Raw genomic sequence first — 16,362 nt, forward strand, 5'->3', positions numbered from 1 at the left:
CTCCTACTGCAATCCCATTTAGTCAGCGCCGATTCATATTTCTGCTATTAAAATATTATGCAAGTTATGAATATTGAAGTCAATAGCTTATTTCCGCCTTTTTTGTTAATATGGTAAGATTGTAAAAAATAAGTGAAGATGTATAAACTTACCGTTTGATAGGAGAATATAATATATGGGAAAACAACTGGTGAATAAAAACATTATTATTACTGGGGCTTCTTCCGGTATAGGTGAAAAAGTGGCAATGCTAACAGCAGCGGAAGGGGCGCGGCCGATATTATTGGCACGTTCTGCCGAAAAATTAGCGGAAATCACTGAAGCTATTCAGCAAAAAACTGGAGTAAAATGCCTGTATTATAAACTTGATGTTAGTAATTTTGAAGAAGTAAGAGCTGTTTTTAAAACTATATATGAAGAAATTGAACAGATTGATATTTTAATGAATAATGCCGGTTTTGGTGTGTTTGAAACGTTGAAAGAAGCAAGCTTTGCTGAAATTAAGGAAATGTTTGCAGTCAATGTTTTAGGATTGATCGCGTGTACAAAAGAAGTGTTGCCAGATATGATTGAACGAAACAGCGGCCATATTATTAACATTGCCTCTCAAGCGGGAAAACTAGCGACGCCTAAATCAAGCGGTTATTCAGCTACAAAGCATGCCGTTCTTGGCTTTACGAACAGTTTAAGGCTTGAGCTTTTAAATACTAATATTCATGTGTCAGCTGTAAATCCAGGCCCGATTGAAACAAACTTTTTTACCATTGCTGATAAATCAGGGAACTATGTTAAAAATGTTAAAAAGTTTATGCTTACATCTGACTATGTTGCGGAACAAATCGTGAAGCTGATGATGCACCCAAAACGGGAGTTAAATCTGCCTCGTTGGATGAATGCTGGAAGTGTTCTCTATAATTTATTTCCCAGTGTAGCTGAAAAGCTAACAGGAAGATTGTTTAATATGAAGTAATCAACCATTTAGGGGTGGCCAATCGTGGTCATCTTTTTTTAAATAAGTTTGCAGATATATGAATTTTACAGATATATTTTCAATACAGATAAGTATAGACAAAAACATTTTTTAACTGTGTTAAATATAATGGTAATGTAAAGGATTTTCAAAAATAATTCTTAAAGCAAGGGGAGAGGCAAGTGAGACTAGAAGGTAAGGTGGCGATTATAACCGGTGGTGCTAACGGCATTGGCAGACAAACCGTTTTCCGTTTTTCCGGTGAAGGGGCAAAGGTTGTCATTGCTGATTTTAATGAGGAGCAAGGTCTGAAAGTGCTTGAGGAAGTCCGCGGGTCTGGAGGAACAGCAATCTTTGTAAAGGTTGACGTTTCAAATGGGGAAAGTGCACGGAATATGGTGCAAACGACTTTATCTCACTTTGGCAAGATTGATATCCTTATTAATAATGCTGGTATTACAGACGATGGACTTTTAGCCAAATTGACGGAAGAATCATGGCAAAGGGTAATCAACGTAAATTTAACCGGTGTGTTTAATTGTACGAAGGCAGTGCTGCCAACAATGCTGGAAAATGGGGCAGGAAGAATTATCAATACATCTTCTGTATCCGGTGTGTATGGCAATTTTGGGCAAACAAACTATGCTGCTGCAAAAGCTGGTGTAGTTGGCATGACAAAAACATGGGCAAAGGAATTGGGTCCAAAAGGCATCAATGTGAATGCGGTGGCACCTGGTTTTTGTGATACAAATATGACAGCTCAAGTACCTGAAAAGGTTATGCAGAAAATTATTCAGCAGATTCCGTTAAAGCGGCTTGGAAAAGCAGAAGATATCGCCAATGCTTATTTGTATTTAGCTTCTGATGAAGGAAGTTACGTAAATGGTACCGTTCTTCATGTTGACGGCGGAATTGTTATGTGAGGCAAAATAAAAATCGCCTCGCTTTATCTATGCGAGGCGATTATCATACTAAAGCACCCTTCTGTATTGGATGGGTACTTTTTTTGATTGAAATAAGAACGTACATTCTGTATAATCTAATATAGAACACAAGTTCTTGTTTAGAGGTGTGTAAGATGATTTCTTATTCAACTGTTCCGCATCATAAAATTTTATGTATAGATATGAAAAGCTTTTTTGCAAGTTGTGCAGCCGTAAAGCTTGGCTTAGATCCATTAACATGCTATTTAGCAGTCGTTGGCGATACTGACCGTGAGGGAAGCATTGTCCTCGCTTCATCGCCCAAAATGAAGTCGGAGTTTGGGATTAAGACAGGGAATCGGTTATTTGAAATTCCAAACGATCCCCGTATTAAAATTGTCAATGCGAAGATGGGAACTTTTTTGAAAACATCGACGGAGATTGTAAAGCTTTTCTGCCAGTTTGTACCGAAAGAATGTGTTCATGTATATAGCATTGATGAAAGCTTTTTAAAAATAGACGGCACGGAACGGCTATGGGGAGACGCAAAAGAAACAGCTGCAAGGATTCAAGATGCCATTTTTCAGCAATTCAATATACCCAGCGCCATTGGCATTGGCCCTAATATGCTTTTAGCAAAGCTTTGTTTGGACCTTGAAGCGAAAGTTAAGGGGATTGCTGAGTGGACGTATGAAGATGTACAAACAAAGCTTTGGAAGGTAAGCCCTTTGAGTAAGATGTGGGGCATCGGCTCGCGCTTGGAACGCACATTAAACCGCATGGGGATTATGACAGTAGGGCAGCTTGCGCATTATCCATTAGCATTGCTTGAAAAAAAGTTTGGCATTATGGGAAATCAACTATATTATCATGCCCACGGCATTGATTTTTCAGAGCTTGGAGCACCGATTATAAAGGGGCAAATCAGCTTTGCGAAGGGGCAGATTCTACTGCGCGATTATGATGATCCAAAGGAAGTAAAACATGTGATTTTGGAAATGTGTGAAGAAGTCGCGAGACGGGCAAGAAATGCAAAAAAATGCGGCCGGACGATTAGTTTAGGGGTAGGCTATAGCAAGGATGAAGGTGGTGGCGGTTTTCACCGTTCAAAAACGATCTTCGAACCGACCAATATAACGATGGACCTTTATCGCACATGCTTAGAGCTGTTTGAAGAAAATTTCACAAACCGTATAGTGCGGCAAATTTCCATTACATTGTCCAATATTTGTGAGGATGAAGTGCTTCAGCTGAGTCTATTTGAAGAAAATAAAGTAAAAGAGCATGAGTTGGGATATGTGATGGATGCGATTCGCAAGAAGCATGGTCCCAATGCTATTTTGCGGGCGGTTTCTTATACAAAAGCGGGTACAGCGCGCCATCGTAATAAGCTAGTAGGTGGCCATAAAGCATAAAATTTAAAATATTCCAATCATTCTAAAATTTTTTTCAAAAAAAAAAGGATAATCCCCTTGTCGTTGCGAATATATAGTGATGTACATAAGGACAAGGGGGAAATGAAATTGACATTAAAAGATGTAGTAATCGTAAGTGCAGTAAGAACTGGAATTGGAAGCTTTAGCGGTAGTTTAAAGGATGTACCAGCAGCAAAGCTTGGAGCGATTGTTATTAAGGAAGCTTTAAAGCGTGCAGATGTACAAGCTAATCAAGTTGATGAAGTCATTATGGGAAATGTTCTTCAAGCAGGTTTAGGGCAAAATCCGGCAAGACAAGCTGCTATTTTCGCTGAATTAGAGCAGGAAACGTCAGCAATGACTATTAATAAAGTTTGTGGTTCAGGATTAAAAGCTGTCCATTTAGCAACACAAGCGATTATGGTTGGCGATGCAGAAATCGTTGTAGCCGGCGGATTCGAAAATATGAGCCAAGCGCCGTATTTGTTAAAGAATGCCCGTGAAGGATTTCGTATGGGTGATCAAAAGGTCGTTGACAGCATGATCAATGATGGCTTATGGTGTGCGTTCAATGATTACCATATGGGAATGACAGCTGAAAACCTATGCGAAAAATACGGAATCACTCGTGAAGAGCAAGATGAATTTTCAGCACAAAGCCAACAAAAAGCTACAGCTGCGATTGCCGCGGGCACGTTCAAGGATGAAATTGTACCAGTAGAAATTCCACAACGTAAAGGCGACCCAATCATTTTTGATACGGATGAATATGTAAAAGCAGGTACAACAGCAGAAAAATTAGCTAAATTACGCCCAGCATTTAAAAAAGACGGCTCTGTAACAGCTGGAAACGCATCGGGTATTAATGATGGCGCAGCTGCATTAGTACTAATGAGCCGTGAAAAAGCAGAAAGTCTAGGCTTAAAGCCGCTTGTTGTCATCCGCGGTAATGCAAGTGCAGGCGTAGATCCTAGCATCATGGGAATTGGCCCTGTGCAAGCAGTTAAAAAGGTTCTAGAAAAAACAGGCCTTGCATTAGGCGATATCAATTTAATTGAAGCAAATGAAGCATTTGCTGCTCAATCATTAGCTGTAGACCGTGAGCTTCAATTTAATAAAGATATCCTAAATGTAAATGGCGGTGCCATTGCTTTAGGACACCCAATCGGGGCAAGTGGAGCAAGAATTTTAGTTTCATTAATCCATGAGTTGAAACGTCGCGGCGACCGCTATGGCTTGGCAACACTATGTATCGGCGGAGGCCAAGGTGTTGCTACAATCATTGAGAATGTAGAATAATTGCAAAGATCCATGCTATAATTTGCCATAGAGGTGATAATGATGGCAAAAAAGAAGCAGCAAAACCAAAAAAATAATAAAAAACCGCAGCAAGAAGATAAGATTAGTGTCCTAGATCACTTGGATCAATCTGTCTTTGCTAAATTAAAAGAAAAGCAACAGGAATTAAAAATAGAAGCAATAAAAAAGCAAGAAATAGAGGAAGAGAAAAAGCGGCTCGAACGGAAACAACGTGAAAAAAATAAGTCATTTGAAGATCTTTTCAATGAAAGTAAGTTAGATTGGAAGAAATTTAAATGAGATAACAAAAGACGGGTCTGATGGCCCGTCTTTTGTTATACAAAAAATCTTATTTAAGAATGTCATGGTCAACGTAGCGTTCACCGTTTAATTCGCTGATGATGTTAATCGCTACTTTTGCGCCATCTCCAGCTGTAATGATGGTGTGCATGCTAACGCCGGCAACAGTACCTGCAGCCCAAACGCCATCAAGGTTTGTTTTACCAGCTTTATCAACCTCAATAATTGATTTAACACGTGGCTCTGTACCTGGAACAGTCTTAATGCCAGCTTTTTCAGCAACATCAACAAGCATACCAGTAGCAAGGATTACATGTTTTCCTTCATATTTTTGATTTTCTGCTTCGACTGTAACACCAGCGTCGGATTTCACTACATTCACAACGGTGTCAGTTACAATTTCAGCACCAAATTTAGTAGCCTGTTTTTTACCCACTTCAACAAGATCAGGACCGGAAATCTCCAATACCCCATAATGGTTTTCCATCCAAGCGCGTTTTGTAACGCTTTTATCATTATCGATAATTAATGTTTTTTTACCTGCTTTAGCTGCGAATAATGCTGCACTTCCTCCTGCAGGTCCTGCCCCAACAACAATAATATCATACATACCAAAAAACCTCCTACTTACATTTTATAATAATTATTACTTAATATTTTAAATTAAGTAGTTTCATATGTAAAATAATTTGCCTTAAAAATAGTAACAGGAAGCAAGGTACGTTTACCTGCTTCCTTCCTTAGACTGTTGTTATTGGACTTTTTGAACGTTTGTCGCTTGTGGGCCACGCTGTCCATTTTCAATTTCAAAAGTTACTTCCTGGCCTTCATCCAGTGATTTAAAACCGTCTCCTTGTATAGCAGAAAAGTGTACGAAAACATCGTCTCCACCTTCGCGTTCAATAAATCCAAAGCCTTTTTCACTGTTAAACCATTTAACTTTACCATGTTCCATTTTTTTGTTGCCTCCTAAATTGTAAGAAATAAATAGTGCAATTGAAGCTTGCGTTATTATTATATCCAGTAAAAAAAATTTAAAACATAATGAATAATTGATGAGGTTTTCTTCATAGAGATGGTATGAAGGATTGTATTTTGTATAGTGGAGGTGTGTTTCATATGGACATAGTTGTAAGACAAGGTGATTCATACTGGCATTACAGTCAGTTGTTCAAGATACCTCTCCAACTCATTCTCGATTCAAATCGTGATATTCCAGCGAATAGGCTTCATGTTGGTCAAATCATAAAAATACCTGGGTTTGTTATAACGAATTATCAAATTAGAGCCGGTGATACATTATGGGCTGTTGCCAATAGCCGAAATCTTCCGTTAGATAGCTTACTATTAGTAAATCCGAATATAAATCCTGGACAACTGCATATTGGTCAAAGTATTAAAGTACCGTTACGAATTATTTGGCGGGTAGTCGAAGGAAGGCAAAAGTATGACTATGATGTGATGATGAGTCATCTAACCCGCTTAAAAAGCATCTATCCATTTATGAAAATTCCTTCCATTGGCACGACTGTGCTGGGCCGTGCTATTCCTGAAGTGAATATAGGAAATGGTGGCAGGAAAGTCCACTACAACGGTTCGTTCCATGCAAATGAATGGATTACCACTGCGGCAGTTATGACCTTCCTTAATGATTATTTATTAGCTCTAACGAATCAAATGGCAATCCGTGGTTTATACATGCATCCATACTATAGCCTAGTCTCCCTATCAATTGTGCCGATGGTAAATCCAGATGGTGTTAATCTTGTATTGAATGGACCACCGCAAAGAGAACCTTATCGAACGAGAGTTGTAGAAATTAATAAAGGAAGTCGCGACTTCTCAGGTTGGAAAGCGAATATCCATGGCGTAGATTTAAATGATCAATTTCCTGCAGATTGGGAAATTGAGAAGAAAAGACGAGAACAAGAGCCATCTCCAAGAGACTACCCCGGTGAGACGCCTTTGTCAGAACCGGAGTCAAAATCGATGGCTGAGTTAACAAGAAGAAAAGATTTCAATCGCGTGTTGGCGTTTCATACGCAAGGAGAGGAAATTTATTGGGGCTTTGAAGGATTTGAGCCACCAGAAGCGGAGACAATCGTTAATGAATTTGCAAGAGTCAGCGGCTACAAAGCAGTTCGCTATGTTGATAGCTATGCCGGCTATAAGGATTGGTTTATCCAAGACTGGAAGCGCCCAGGCTATACGATTGAATTAGGACATGGGGTGAATCCACTGCCAATTTCACAATTTGATGAGATTTATCAAAAAGCATTGGGAATTTTCTTAGCAGGTTTGTATATGTAATGTTCCGTTAGCTTCATCATTTTTTTGAAAATGTATGTTCTAAATCATACATTATAAAGATTTCAAGTGCTACACTACTAGTAATAAGTAGGTAGCACTTTTTTACTGGGGGTGGATGGGTGATGACAAAAAGATTTTTATTTATAGCAATCATGCTGATCATTATTTTACAGACAGCATGTTCTAGTAACAATGAAGCTGTTTATTCCGGGACAATCGAAGGAGAGGAAATCCCAATATTAGCTGAAGTGAACGGACCCGTTCGGCACATATTAGTGGATGAAGGCGATGTAGTGAAAAAAGGACAAGTATTGGCCCAAATCGACGATCGTCTTATTCATGCACAAGTTAAGGAAGCACATGCAGGCGTTCAAGCAGCCCAAGCTGCCTTGAATGAGGTCCGGGCAGGCACAAGAAACCAAGAAATCGAAAAGACATTATCCATGCTTGAGCAAAATGACGCAAAAATAGGTAGTGTAAATGTGCAAATATCCAAACTAACGGATTTATTGCAGCAAAGAAAAGCAAATATCAATCAAATAAAAACACAGCTTGCATCTGCAAAGGAAACAGAATTGTTTTACCAGGATCAGCTAAAAAAACAAGAAAAGCTTAATAAAAGTGGCGCTGCCTCGGACAATGAAGTAAAACAAGCGCGTGAACAGCTCAATAAAGCTTCTGCTGCAGTTTCGCAAATCGAGGCACAATTAGTTGAGGCGGAGTCAATGTATGAGATGGCGAAAAAAGATCAAGGTACGTATGAAAACCAAATAAAAGAGCTGGAAGCGAATAATAAAATGCAGCAAGCACAGCTTAGTCTACAGGAGGAAGGGGCAACGAAAAATTCGATTTTAAAACTTGTCGGTCAACTAGATCAAGCAAAAGCTAAAGAAGAGCAAATTCAAATTCAACTAGAAAAAACAAAAGTGGTGGCACCGGAAGATAGTGTAATCCTTAGAAGAAATATTTCAGCGGGTGAAGTGGTTGCAGCTAATTTTCAAATGTTCACTTTGCTTGACGGAGAGGAACGTAAAGTTAAAGTTTATATTCCCGAAGCAAAACTAAGTGATGTGGAGCTTGGTGGTGCGGCTGAAATAAAGGTAGATGCTTACCCAAATAAAGCGTTTAAAGGAAAAATTACCTTTATTTCAAATCAAGCAGAGTTTACACCGAAAAATATTCAAACACCTGAGGAGCGAACAAAGATGGTATTTGAAGTCGTTGTCGAGCCAACGGAGGGAATCCAACAACTAAAACCAGGAATGCCGGCAGATATTCGTTTTTTAAACAAGGAGACGCAAAAATGAAGATGGCCATCACTTGCGAAAACTTAACGAAAAAGTTTGGAAATCTAGTAGCTGTTGACAATATTTCAATGAGTATTCCGAAGGGCTCCATTTACGGCTTTTTAGGACCAAATGGATCAGGGAAATCGACGACGATCCGCATGCTATGTGGTTTAATGGATCCAACTTCAGGAAGTGGGACAGTGCTGGGGTACGATATTCGTAAAGATTCCGAAAAGATTAAGCATCATATCGGCTATATGTCGCAGAAATTTAGTTTATATGAGGAAATGACTGTTACCGAAAATCTGGATTTTTATGGTGGTATATACGGACTCGAAGGAAGAAGGGCACAGGAACGAAAAAAAGAATTGATTGAAATGGCTGGATTAACTGGTAGGGAAAAACAGCTTGCAGGAAAATTATCTGGCGGCTGGAAGCAGCGTTTAGCATTATCCTGTGCCTTGCTCCATGAACCGGAAGTATTGATTTTGGATGAACCAACAGCAGGTGTAGACCCTGTTTCAAGACGGATTTTCTGGGATGTCATCCACAGCCTTTCTGAACAGGGAATCACGATCTTGGTTAGTACCCATTATATGGATGAAGCGGAAACCTGTGATTATATCAGCTTTATCTTTTTTGGACGATTACTCGGGAATGGCACGCCAGAGCAGCTAAAAGAAAAATTTCAAGCGGATAATTTAGAGGATGTATTTATTCAGTTTGTGAGGAATGCAGAGTCAGGAAGTGAATACAATGGATGAGAAAAAAGAACGAAAGCTAAATACAACGTTTTCTTTTTTAAGGTTTCGTTCCATTTTCAGAAAAGAGTTTATCCAAATTCGCCGTGACCCACCGAGCCTTGCAATAGCATTAGTGATGCCGTTATTTATGCTGCTTTTATTTGGTTATGCTGTCAATACAGATGTTGACCATTTGCCTACAGCGGTTTGGGATCAAGATAAAAGTGAAGCGAGTCGCGATCTTATTCAAAGTTTTGCCAATACCCAGTACTTTGATATTGACTGGATTGTCTATAGCGGTGATGAGATTCAAGCCTTAATTGATGATGGAAAAGCGAAAACCGGCCTTATTATTCCGCCCGATTATAGCTCTAAATTGGACCGGCACGAAACGACATCTGTTCAGTTATTAATTGATGGAACAGACCCAAATACCGCAAGAATTGCATTGAGCAATGCCCAGCTGTTAACGCAGCATGAATCATTGGCTATTCAGGAGCAATTAATGCAAAAAAGAGGGCTTTCTAATATTGAGCAGCCGGTCGAAATACTACCGCGTGTTCTATACAATCCGAATATGGAAAGCTTAATTTTTAATATTCCTGCTTTAATTGGATTAATTATGCAAAACGTTACCGCCATATTAACTGCGTTTGCACTTGTGCGTGAGAAGGAACGAGGAACAATGGAGCAACTCGTTGTTACACCAATTCGACCGCTTGAATTAATCCTAGGTAAACTGCTTCCTTATGTATTTGTTGGTATCTTTTCTTTTACGATTGTGTTGGTAACCGGAGTAGCTTGGTTTGGTGTGCCTGTAAAAGGCAGCATCACATTATTGATTGTCTTAAGCTTTTTATTTTTAATAACGACGCTGGCAGTCGGGATGCTAATTTCGACAGTCGCTAAGACACAGCTACAGGCGATGCAAATGTCTTTTGCTTTCATCCTGCCTAGTGTTTTGCTATCCGGTTTTATGTTTCCTCGCGAAACGATGCCTGTTGTCATTCAATGGCTTGGTGGCTTGATTCCGTTGACTTACTTTTTAGAAATATTGCGCGGAATTTTTTTGAAAGAGAGCACCTTAGCCTCGTTATGGCAAGAAACAGCGATATTATCAGTATTTGCCTTTTTAATTTGTTTACTGGCTACATTAAAATTTAAAAAGAAAATTGAATAAAATCAGTCGATATTTTTCGGAATTAATAAATAATATTGCATCCGTTTTGGCATCTTATTGGTAGAAGTAGTTATGACTGTGTATGTGTTGTGGTTTTTTTCAATAAGCTCACTGACCGTTTCAAACTGCTGGCGGTATTGTGTTAGCATGGCTCGTATCTCTTTTGCTTTTCCGACCATTTTAAAGCTTTTGTTTTGAACGTATGTTTTCATAATAGGCGAGTCTCCTTTTCGTTTTCACTATCTAGCTATAGCGCCCAGCGACTAGTGGACTTCGCTGAACGGGCGCTTCCGCTTTTAATTTTGTATGGTAGACTTTATGATAGATTTACGAGAAGTAGAACAAGGAGTTGCAATAAAATGGACCATTTGCTAGAAAAGACACTATCAACGAAGGAAGTATATAAAGGAAAAATTATTCACCTGCAGCTGGAAGAGGTGGAGCTGCCAAATGGCAAAACGTGTACGCGCGAAATTGTGAAACACCCGGGAGCCGTGGCCATCATTGCCTTAACTGCTGAGAAAAAGCTAGTGCTTGTACGCCAATATCGTAAACCATTGGATATGGTCATTTATGAAATACCCGCAGGAAAGCTTGAGCCAGGAGAGGCGCCGATTGATTGTGTTCACCGCGAATTGGAAGAGGAAACAGGGTACAAGTCCGACTCAATTAAACCTTTGCAATCGTTTTATACTTCGCCAGGTTTTGCTGATGAAATTGTTCATGTTTACTACACGGATACTCTTGTAAAGTTGGAAAATTCAGCTGGGCTGGATGATGATGAATTTTTGGATGTAATCGAGGTCGACATCGATGAGGCACAAAAATTACTAGAGGAAAATAAAATTTACGATGCAAAAACGGTGTATGCTGTTCAATATTTACAATTGAAACAGTGTCAAGGGCTCTTATGAATGAATATTTTGTAGATCTTCATATTCATATTGGCAGGACCAAATCCGGGCGTCCTGTAAAAATAACAGGTGCCAAGTCTCTAACGATTGAGAATATCTTATATGAAGCCTCGTTTATTAAGGGAATGGATATGATTGGTGTCATCGATTGTCATGTACCTGAAGTTTTACAGGAATTAAGAAATTTAATAGAAGAAGGAAAAGTGAGCGAGCAAAAAGGTGGAGGGCTTCGCTTTTCAAATGTAACGTTACTGCTAGGTACGGAAATAGAGGTTTATGATGAATATTGCCATGGCCCGCTTCACGTGTTGGCGTATTTTCCAACGATTGCAATTATGAGAGACTTTAGTAATTGGTTAGCGGAGCGGATGAAAAATATAACACTTAGCACACAGCGAATTTATGAAACCGGGAAGACGTTGCAGGAGAAAGTGAAGGAGTTAGGCGGTTTATTTATCCCTGCCCATGTTTTTACACCTTTTAAAAGTTTGTACGGTGTAGGGGTAAAAGCATCGCTTGCTGAAATTTTACATCCAGACCTAATTGATGGGATTGAGCTTGGACTAAGCTCCAATACAGAAATGGCCGATCAATTAAATGAACTGCGTCAGTATACATTTCTATCCAACTCTGATGCCCATTCCTTAGGGAAAATCGCTAGAGAATATCAAGCTATTCGTATGGAAAATCCAACCTTTGAGGAGTTGGAAATGGCACTCAATGGTACCTGTGGGCGCCGAATTATCGCAAATTATGGGTTGGACCCTAGACTTGGAAAATATCACCGCACCACTTGTGCGAAATGCTTTACAAGGATAGAGGACGAAGATGAATGTTGTCCATCGTGTGGTCATCATGGCACCACGAAGGGAGTTTTTGAACGATTGCAGGAATTGAAAGAAGCGCAGGAAGTAGTACATGAGAAAGTGAGGACTCGCCCGCCCTATATTCACCAGGTCCCATTAGATTTCATCCCAAAGCTTGGACCGAAAACGCTCGCCAAGCTGCGTGATTATTTTGGAACGGAAATGAATATTATTCACTATGTTTCGGAAGAGGAATTGCGAAAAATTGTTAGCCCTGCCATTGCCGCAATGATTGTTCAGGCAAGAAAAGGGGAGTTATCTGTGACCGCAGGCGGCGGAGGACGATATGGTAAAGTAAATAATGACTGATGATGTAGCTCGCGGATGTCCGTGGCATCCGACGAGCAACTCAATTCTCACTAAAATAGCGATTAAATAGAGTCATAGATTTCGGAAAACCTCATAGAATACAGTAGAGCAAAAAATCAATGAAACAAGGATTTGTCTCTACCTATCGCTTGAGGGGGATTATTTATGAATCGCACTTTAAAAACAGTCATTATTCACCACTTTAGAGAAAACTCATCCATTTATTTATTTACAACAGTGCTTTTTTTAATAGGAGTTATTTTTGGAGCGATTATTGTTAATAGTTTAGGATTTTCCCAAAAGGAAGACCTTTATTATTATTTAAGCCGTTTTTTCGGACAAGTATCAAATGGAGAGTTTGCTGACAGCTCATTAATGTTTAAGCAGAGCTTTATCCATTATGCGAAGTATGTAGGTTTAATGTGGATTTTGGGATTATCGATTATCGGGCTGCCAATCATATTAATCTTATTGTTTTTAAAAGGAATCGTTGTTGGTTTTACTGTTGGTTTCTTAGTCAATCAGATGGGCTGGTACGGCTTTTTGCTTTCTTTTGTTTCCGTTATGCCGCAAAATTTAATCTTAGTTCCAGGCTTCATCTTTATCGGAACGGCTGCCATCTCTTTTTCCATAAGAATGATTCGCCAGCAATTTGTCAAAAAGGCAAACGAGCCTATTTTTCCTTATTTTGTGAGATACTCGTTTGTAATGGCAGGAATTTTATTAATCATCGGTCTTGCTTCAACCTTTGAGGCCTATGTTTCCCCGATGTTAATGAAAAATGTAGTTGATATAATCTATCATTAGAATTACTATTAGATAAGTAATCCAATGTGTATCTAATTTATCATTATTCTAATTTGACACCCTTTTTAACTATGGATTATAATGATAATTGAGAACGAGGGAGGGGTCTTCTATGGAATCTTCTATGGAAAAACGAATAGAAAGAATAAAAAAACAACTGCATTCTCAGAGTTATAAATTGACGCCGCAACGTGAAGCAACAGTTCGCGTTTTACTAGAGCATGAAGAAGATCATCTTAGTGCTGAAGATGTATACCTCCTCGTGAAAGAAAAATATCCTGAGATAGGATTAGCGACGGTTTATCGAACGTTGGAATTATTAACTGAACTAAAAATAGTTGATAAAATTAATTTTGGAGATGGAGTTGCCCGATATGATTTGAGAAAAGAAGGTGCTGCTCATTTTCATCATCATTTGGTATGCATGGAATGTGGTGCCGTTGATGAGGTTCAAGAGGATTTATTGGGTGAAGTTGAAAAAATTATTGAAAGAGATTGGAATTTTAAAATTAAGGATCATCGTCTTACGTTCCATGGCGTGTGTCATCGTTGCCATGGTAAAGAATCAAAAGAAAAATTCAAAAACCTTGCCTTTGAATAGGGAAGGTTTATTTTTTTTGTTCTCATGTTTTTTTATAACACATGATATAATATAAAAATGTAATCGAAAGGTAAGGCTATGAACATACAAGGTTAAAAGGGAAAAAGATAAGGATGGCTTTCTATGACGAATCATGAAAATACAAATAAGAAAAAGAAATCACACATACCGTTCCGCTTGAACTTTTTATTTTTTGCTGTTTTTCTTCTCTTTTCTATTATTATTTTACGATTAGGTGTGGTCCAAATCGTTGATGGTGAAGAGTTTAAAAAAGAGCTTGAGAGGACGGAAAATATTATTGTTGAAAACCCAGTACCGCGTGGGAAAATCTATGACCGAAAGTGGAGGACAATTGTTGATAATGAGCCGGTAAATGCTATTGTCTACTCTCGAATGCCAGGCACCACGCAGGAAGAAAGACTGGAAGTGGCAACGAAGCTTGCTAAATATATTGATATGCCTATTGATGATATCTCCTCAAAAGATGAGCGGGATTTAAAAGATTATTGGCTTGTCATGTTTCCAGAAAAAGCAAAAAAACTGTATACGGAAGAAGAGGCTAAAGAGCTTAAGGATGATGAATTATATAAGCTCCAGCTTAAACGTATAACGAAAGAAGATTTAGCGGTGTTTTCCCCACTGGAACTAGAAATTTTTAAAATTAAACGTGAGCTTGACCGCGGCTATGATTTAACGTTAAACATTGTAAAGGATAATGTAACTCAAAAAGAATTCGCTGTTGTAAGTGAGCATTTAAGCGAATTGCCAGGTATCGACATTATGACAAACTGGGATCGCAAATATAACTACGGGACTACCTTTCTAACGATTCTAGGTAATGTGACAAGAGGTCTGCCTGCAGAAAATATCGACTACTATTTAGCGCGTGATTACAGTCGAAATGATAGAATCGGCGCCAGCTACATCGAACAGCAGTATGAGGACGTTTTACGGGGAAGTAAGGAAAAAGTTAAATATATTAAAGATAAAAGCGGCAATATCCTTGATACAGAGGTTGTATCTGCCGGAGAACGCGGTCAAGATCTAATCTTAACGATTGATATGGAGTTGCAAAAGCAAGTCGAACAAATTATTACCGAAGAATTACTTAGGGCGAGAAAAACAGCAGGCAATTATTTAATGGATCGCGCCTTTGTCGTGATGATGAATCCAAAAACCGGTGAAGTCTTATCCTTAGCTGGTAAACAGCTTGTTACAAAAAACGGTAAGCTTGAGGTCCAAGACTTTGCAATCGGGACGATGACAAGTCAATATGAAATGGGATCAGCTGTAAAAGGTGCAACGGTCCTAACAGGCTTCCAAACAGGTGCCATTAAACCAGGCACAGTCCAATATGATGAACCGCTTCGAATTAAAGGGACACCATTAACCGGGTCATACCAACGAATGGGTGCCATCAATGATTTAACAGCATTGAAACGGTCATCCAACGTTTATATGTTTAAAACAGCGATTAGTATGGCACATGCCGTCTATCGCCCTGGAGAACCGTTAAATATTCAGTCAAAGTATTTTGATATGATGCGATACTATTTTAGCCAATTTGGCCTAGGTGTAAAAACCGGCATCGATCTACCTAATGAAGCAACAGGTTACACTGGTACAGATACAAGACCAGGTTTACTTTTATATTTTGCCATCGGACAGTATGATTCTTATACGCCAATACAGATGGCACAGTACGTATCGACCATTGCAAACGGCGGCTACCGGATGAAGCCGATTATTGTTAAGGAAATTCGAAAGCCGACTGATGATGCTGATATGGGAAATGTTCAATATGAATTTAAGCCGCAAGTTTTAAACAGAATTGATATGGATGAAAAATATATAAAACGTGTCCAGGAAGGTTTTCGTCAAGTGTACCAAGAGCCGGGTGGAACTGCTTATCCATACTTTGGCAATGCCACCTATAGCCCAGCCGGCAAAACCGGGACAGCACAAAGTAACTATTATGGTCCAAAACGGGAATATTATGGTCATAGCACTTATAATGAGAGCTTAGTTGGTTATGCTCCATTTAATAATCCGGAAGTAGCCTTTTCCGTAGTTGTGCCATGGGTTAGCACCGATAAACATCCGATTAATAAATATATTGGCCGTCGAATTATGGATGCCTATTTTGAGTTGAAGAAAACTGAAGCAACACCATCAACAGGTGCGGAGCAGGCTACTCCTAATGACAAAAACGGAAATAAAGATACCAATACAAATACAGATGCAAACGCAGCTAATCAGGGGCAATAAAGTTTGAAAATAGGCAAGGTGAATCTTGACGATTTATTGCGAACTTGGTATGATAGCTTACAAATTCATATAATGTAACGATGATGGATGGATAGTAACTGAAAACCTCTTTCTAAGCGAGCAAGGGACGGTGTAAGCCTTGTAAAGACTTTCGGTGAAACGGCAATC

Annotated in this window: 17 protein-coding genes; 14 read left to right on the forward strand and 3 right to left on the reverse strand. The window is 39.1% G+C overall.

Annotated features, from left to right (window positions below; genetic code table 11):
- The first annotated feature begins 175 nt into the window (after positions 1–175).
- The 5 genes from ACNQFZ_RS17490 to ACNQFZ_RS17510 all read left to right on the forward strand — a co-directional run bounded on the left by ACNQFZ_RS17490 (position 176) and on the right by ACNQFZ_RS17510 (position 4,907).
- Positions 176–970: an SDR family NAD(P)-dependent oxidoreductase gene (locus tag ACNQFZ_RS17490; RefSeq protein ID WP_458412584.1), complete on the forward strand. Its 795-nt coding sequence runs from the start codon at positions 176–178 to the stop codon at positions 968–970.
- Between the two features lie 182 nt (positions 971–1,152).
- Positions 1,153–1,893: a 3-oxoacyl-ACP reductase FabG gene (gene fabG, locus ACNQFZ_RS17495; protein ID WP_458412585.1), complete on the forward strand. Its 741-nt coding sequence runs from the start codon at positions 1,153–1,155 to the stop codon at positions 1,891–1,893.
- 155 nt (positions 1,894–2,048) lie between these two features.
- Complete coding sequence (locus tag ACNQFZ_RS17500) at positions 2,049–3,308, forward strand: Y-family DNA polymerase (RefSeq protein WP_458412586.1); 1,260 nt, start codon at positions 2,049–2,051, stop codon at positions 3,306–3,308.
- A gap of 102 nt (positions 3,309–3,410) precedes the next feature.
- Positions 3,411–4,607 (forward strand): acetyl-CoA C-acetyltransferase, encoded by a 1,197-nt coding sequence (locus ACNQFZ_RS17505; RefSeq protein WP_458412587.1) that lies wholly within the window; start codon positions 3,411–3,413, stop codon positions 4,605–4,607.
- Positions 4,608–4,646: 39 nt separating this feature from the next.
- The gene (locus ACNQFZ_RS17510; protein WP_458412588.1) at positions 4,647–4,907 is read left to right on the forward strand and encodes a YqkE family protein; all 261 of its coding nucleotides are present in this window, start codon (positions 4,647–4,649) and stop codon (positions 4,905–4,907) included.
- Between the two features lie 49 nt (positions 4,908–4,956).
- On the opposite strand, the gene ACNQFZ_RS17515 is transcribed toward ACNQFZ_RS17510, so the two are convergent.
- Together ACNQFZ_RS17515 and ACNQFZ_RS17520 are read right to left on the reverse strand one after the other, a co-directional pair.
- Complete coding sequence (locus ACNQFZ_RS17515) at positions 4,957–5,517, reverse strand: FAD-dependent oxidoreductase (RefSeq protein ID WP_458412589.1); 561 nt, start codon at positions 5,515–5,517, stop codon at positions 4,957–4,959.
- 141 nt (positions 5,518–5,658) lie between these two features.
- Positions 5,659–5,862 carry a cold-shock protein gene (locus ACNQFZ_RS17520; protein WP_458412590.1) on the reverse strand — a complete coding sequence of 68 codons (204 nt, stop codon included), beginning with the start codon at positions 5,860–5,862 and terminating at the stop codon, positions 5,659–5,661.
- Positions 5,863–6,026: 164 nt separating this feature from the next.
- Between ACNQFZ_RS17520 and ACNQFZ_RS17525 the strand changes: the two genes are divergently transcribed.
- The 4 genes from ACNQFZ_RS17525 to ACNQFZ_RS17540 all read left to right on the forward strand — a co-directional run bounded on the left by ACNQFZ_RS17525 (position 6,027) and on the right by ACNQFZ_RS17540 (position 10,429).
- Complete coding sequence (locus ACNQFZ_RS17525) at positions 6,027–7,217, forward strand: M14 family metallopeptidase (RefSeq protein WP_458412591.1); 1,191 nt, start codon at positions 6,027–6,029, stop codon at positions 7,215–7,217.
- 122 nt (positions 7,218–7,339) lie between these two features.
- Positions 7,340–8,524 (forward strand): HlyD family secretion protein, encoded by a 1,185-nt coding sequence (locus ACNQFZ_RS17530; protein WP_458412592.1) that lies wholly within the window; start codon positions 7,340–7,342, stop codon positions 8,522–8,524.
- Positions 8,521–9,270: an ABC transporter ATP-binding protein gene (locus ACNQFZ_RS17535; RefSeq protein WP_458412593.1), complete on the forward strand. Its 750-nt coding sequence runs from the start codon at positions 8,521–8,523 to the stop codon at positions 9,268–9,270. The genes ACNQFZ_RS17530 and ACNQFZ_RS17535 overlap by 4 nt, the downstream gene beginning before the upstream one ends.
- A complete protein-coding gene (locus ACNQFZ_RS17540; protein WP_458412594.1) occupies positions 9,263–10,429 on the forward strand; it encodes an ABC transporter permease in 1,167 nt (388 codons plus the stop codon). The genes ACNQFZ_RS17535 and ACNQFZ_RS17540 overlap by 8 nt, the downstream gene beginning before the upstream one ends.
- Before the next feature lie 2 nt (positions 10,430–10,431).
- On the opposite strand, the gene mciZ is transcribed toward ACNQFZ_RS17540, so the two are convergent.
- The gene (gene mciZ / locus ACNQFZ_RS17545; protein ID WP_458412595.1) at positions 10,432–10,641 is read right to left on the reverse strand and encodes a Z-ring formation inhibitor MciZ; all 210 of its coding nucleotides are present in this window, start codon (positions 10,639–10,641) and stop codon (positions 10,432–10,434) included.
- A gap of 147 nt (positions 10,642–10,788) precedes the next feature.
- Between mciZ and ACNQFZ_RS17550 the strand changes: the two genes are divergently transcribed.
- From ACNQFZ_RS17550 to ACNQFZ_RS17570, 5 genes are all read left to right on the forward strand, one after another.
- Complete coding sequence (locus ACNQFZ_RS17550) at positions 10,789–11,343, forward strand: NUDIX hydrolase (protein WP_458412596.1); 555 nt, start codon at positions 10,789–10,791, stop codon at positions 11,341–11,343.
- A complete protein-coding gene (locus ACNQFZ_RS17555) occupies positions 11,340–12,518 on the forward strand; it encodes an endonuclease Q family protein (protein WP_458412597.1) in 1,179 nt (392 codons plus the stop codon). Before ACNQFZ_RS17550 ends, ACNQFZ_RS17555 begins: the two co-directional genes overlap by 4 nt.
- Before the next feature lie 165 nt (positions 12,519–12,683).
- Positions 12,684–13,325: a stage II sporulation protein M gene (gene spoIIM / locus ACNQFZ_RS17560; RefSeq protein ID WP_458412598.1), complete on the forward strand. Its 642-nt coding sequence runs from the start codon at positions 12,684–12,686 to the stop codon at positions 13,323–13,325.
- 124 nt (positions 13,326–13,449) lie between these two features.
- Positions 13,450–13,926, forward strand: coding sequence for a ferric iron uptake transcriptional regulator (fur, locus tag ACNQFZ_RS17565; protein WP_458415437.1), 477 nt, complete (start codon positions 13,450–13,452; stop codon positions 13,924–13,926).
- 123 nt (positions 13,927–14,049) lie between these two features.
- Positions 14,050–16,194 (forward strand): peptidoglycan D,D-transpeptidase FtsI family protein, encoded by a 2,145-nt coding sequence (locus ACNQFZ_RS17570; RefSeq protein WP_458412599.1) that lies wholly within the window; start codon positions 14,050–14,052, stop codon positions 16,192–16,194.
- The last annotated feature ends 168 nt before the right edge of the window (positions 16,195–16,362 follow it).

Source organism: Schinkia acidoalkalinis (genome assembly GCF_054301215.1).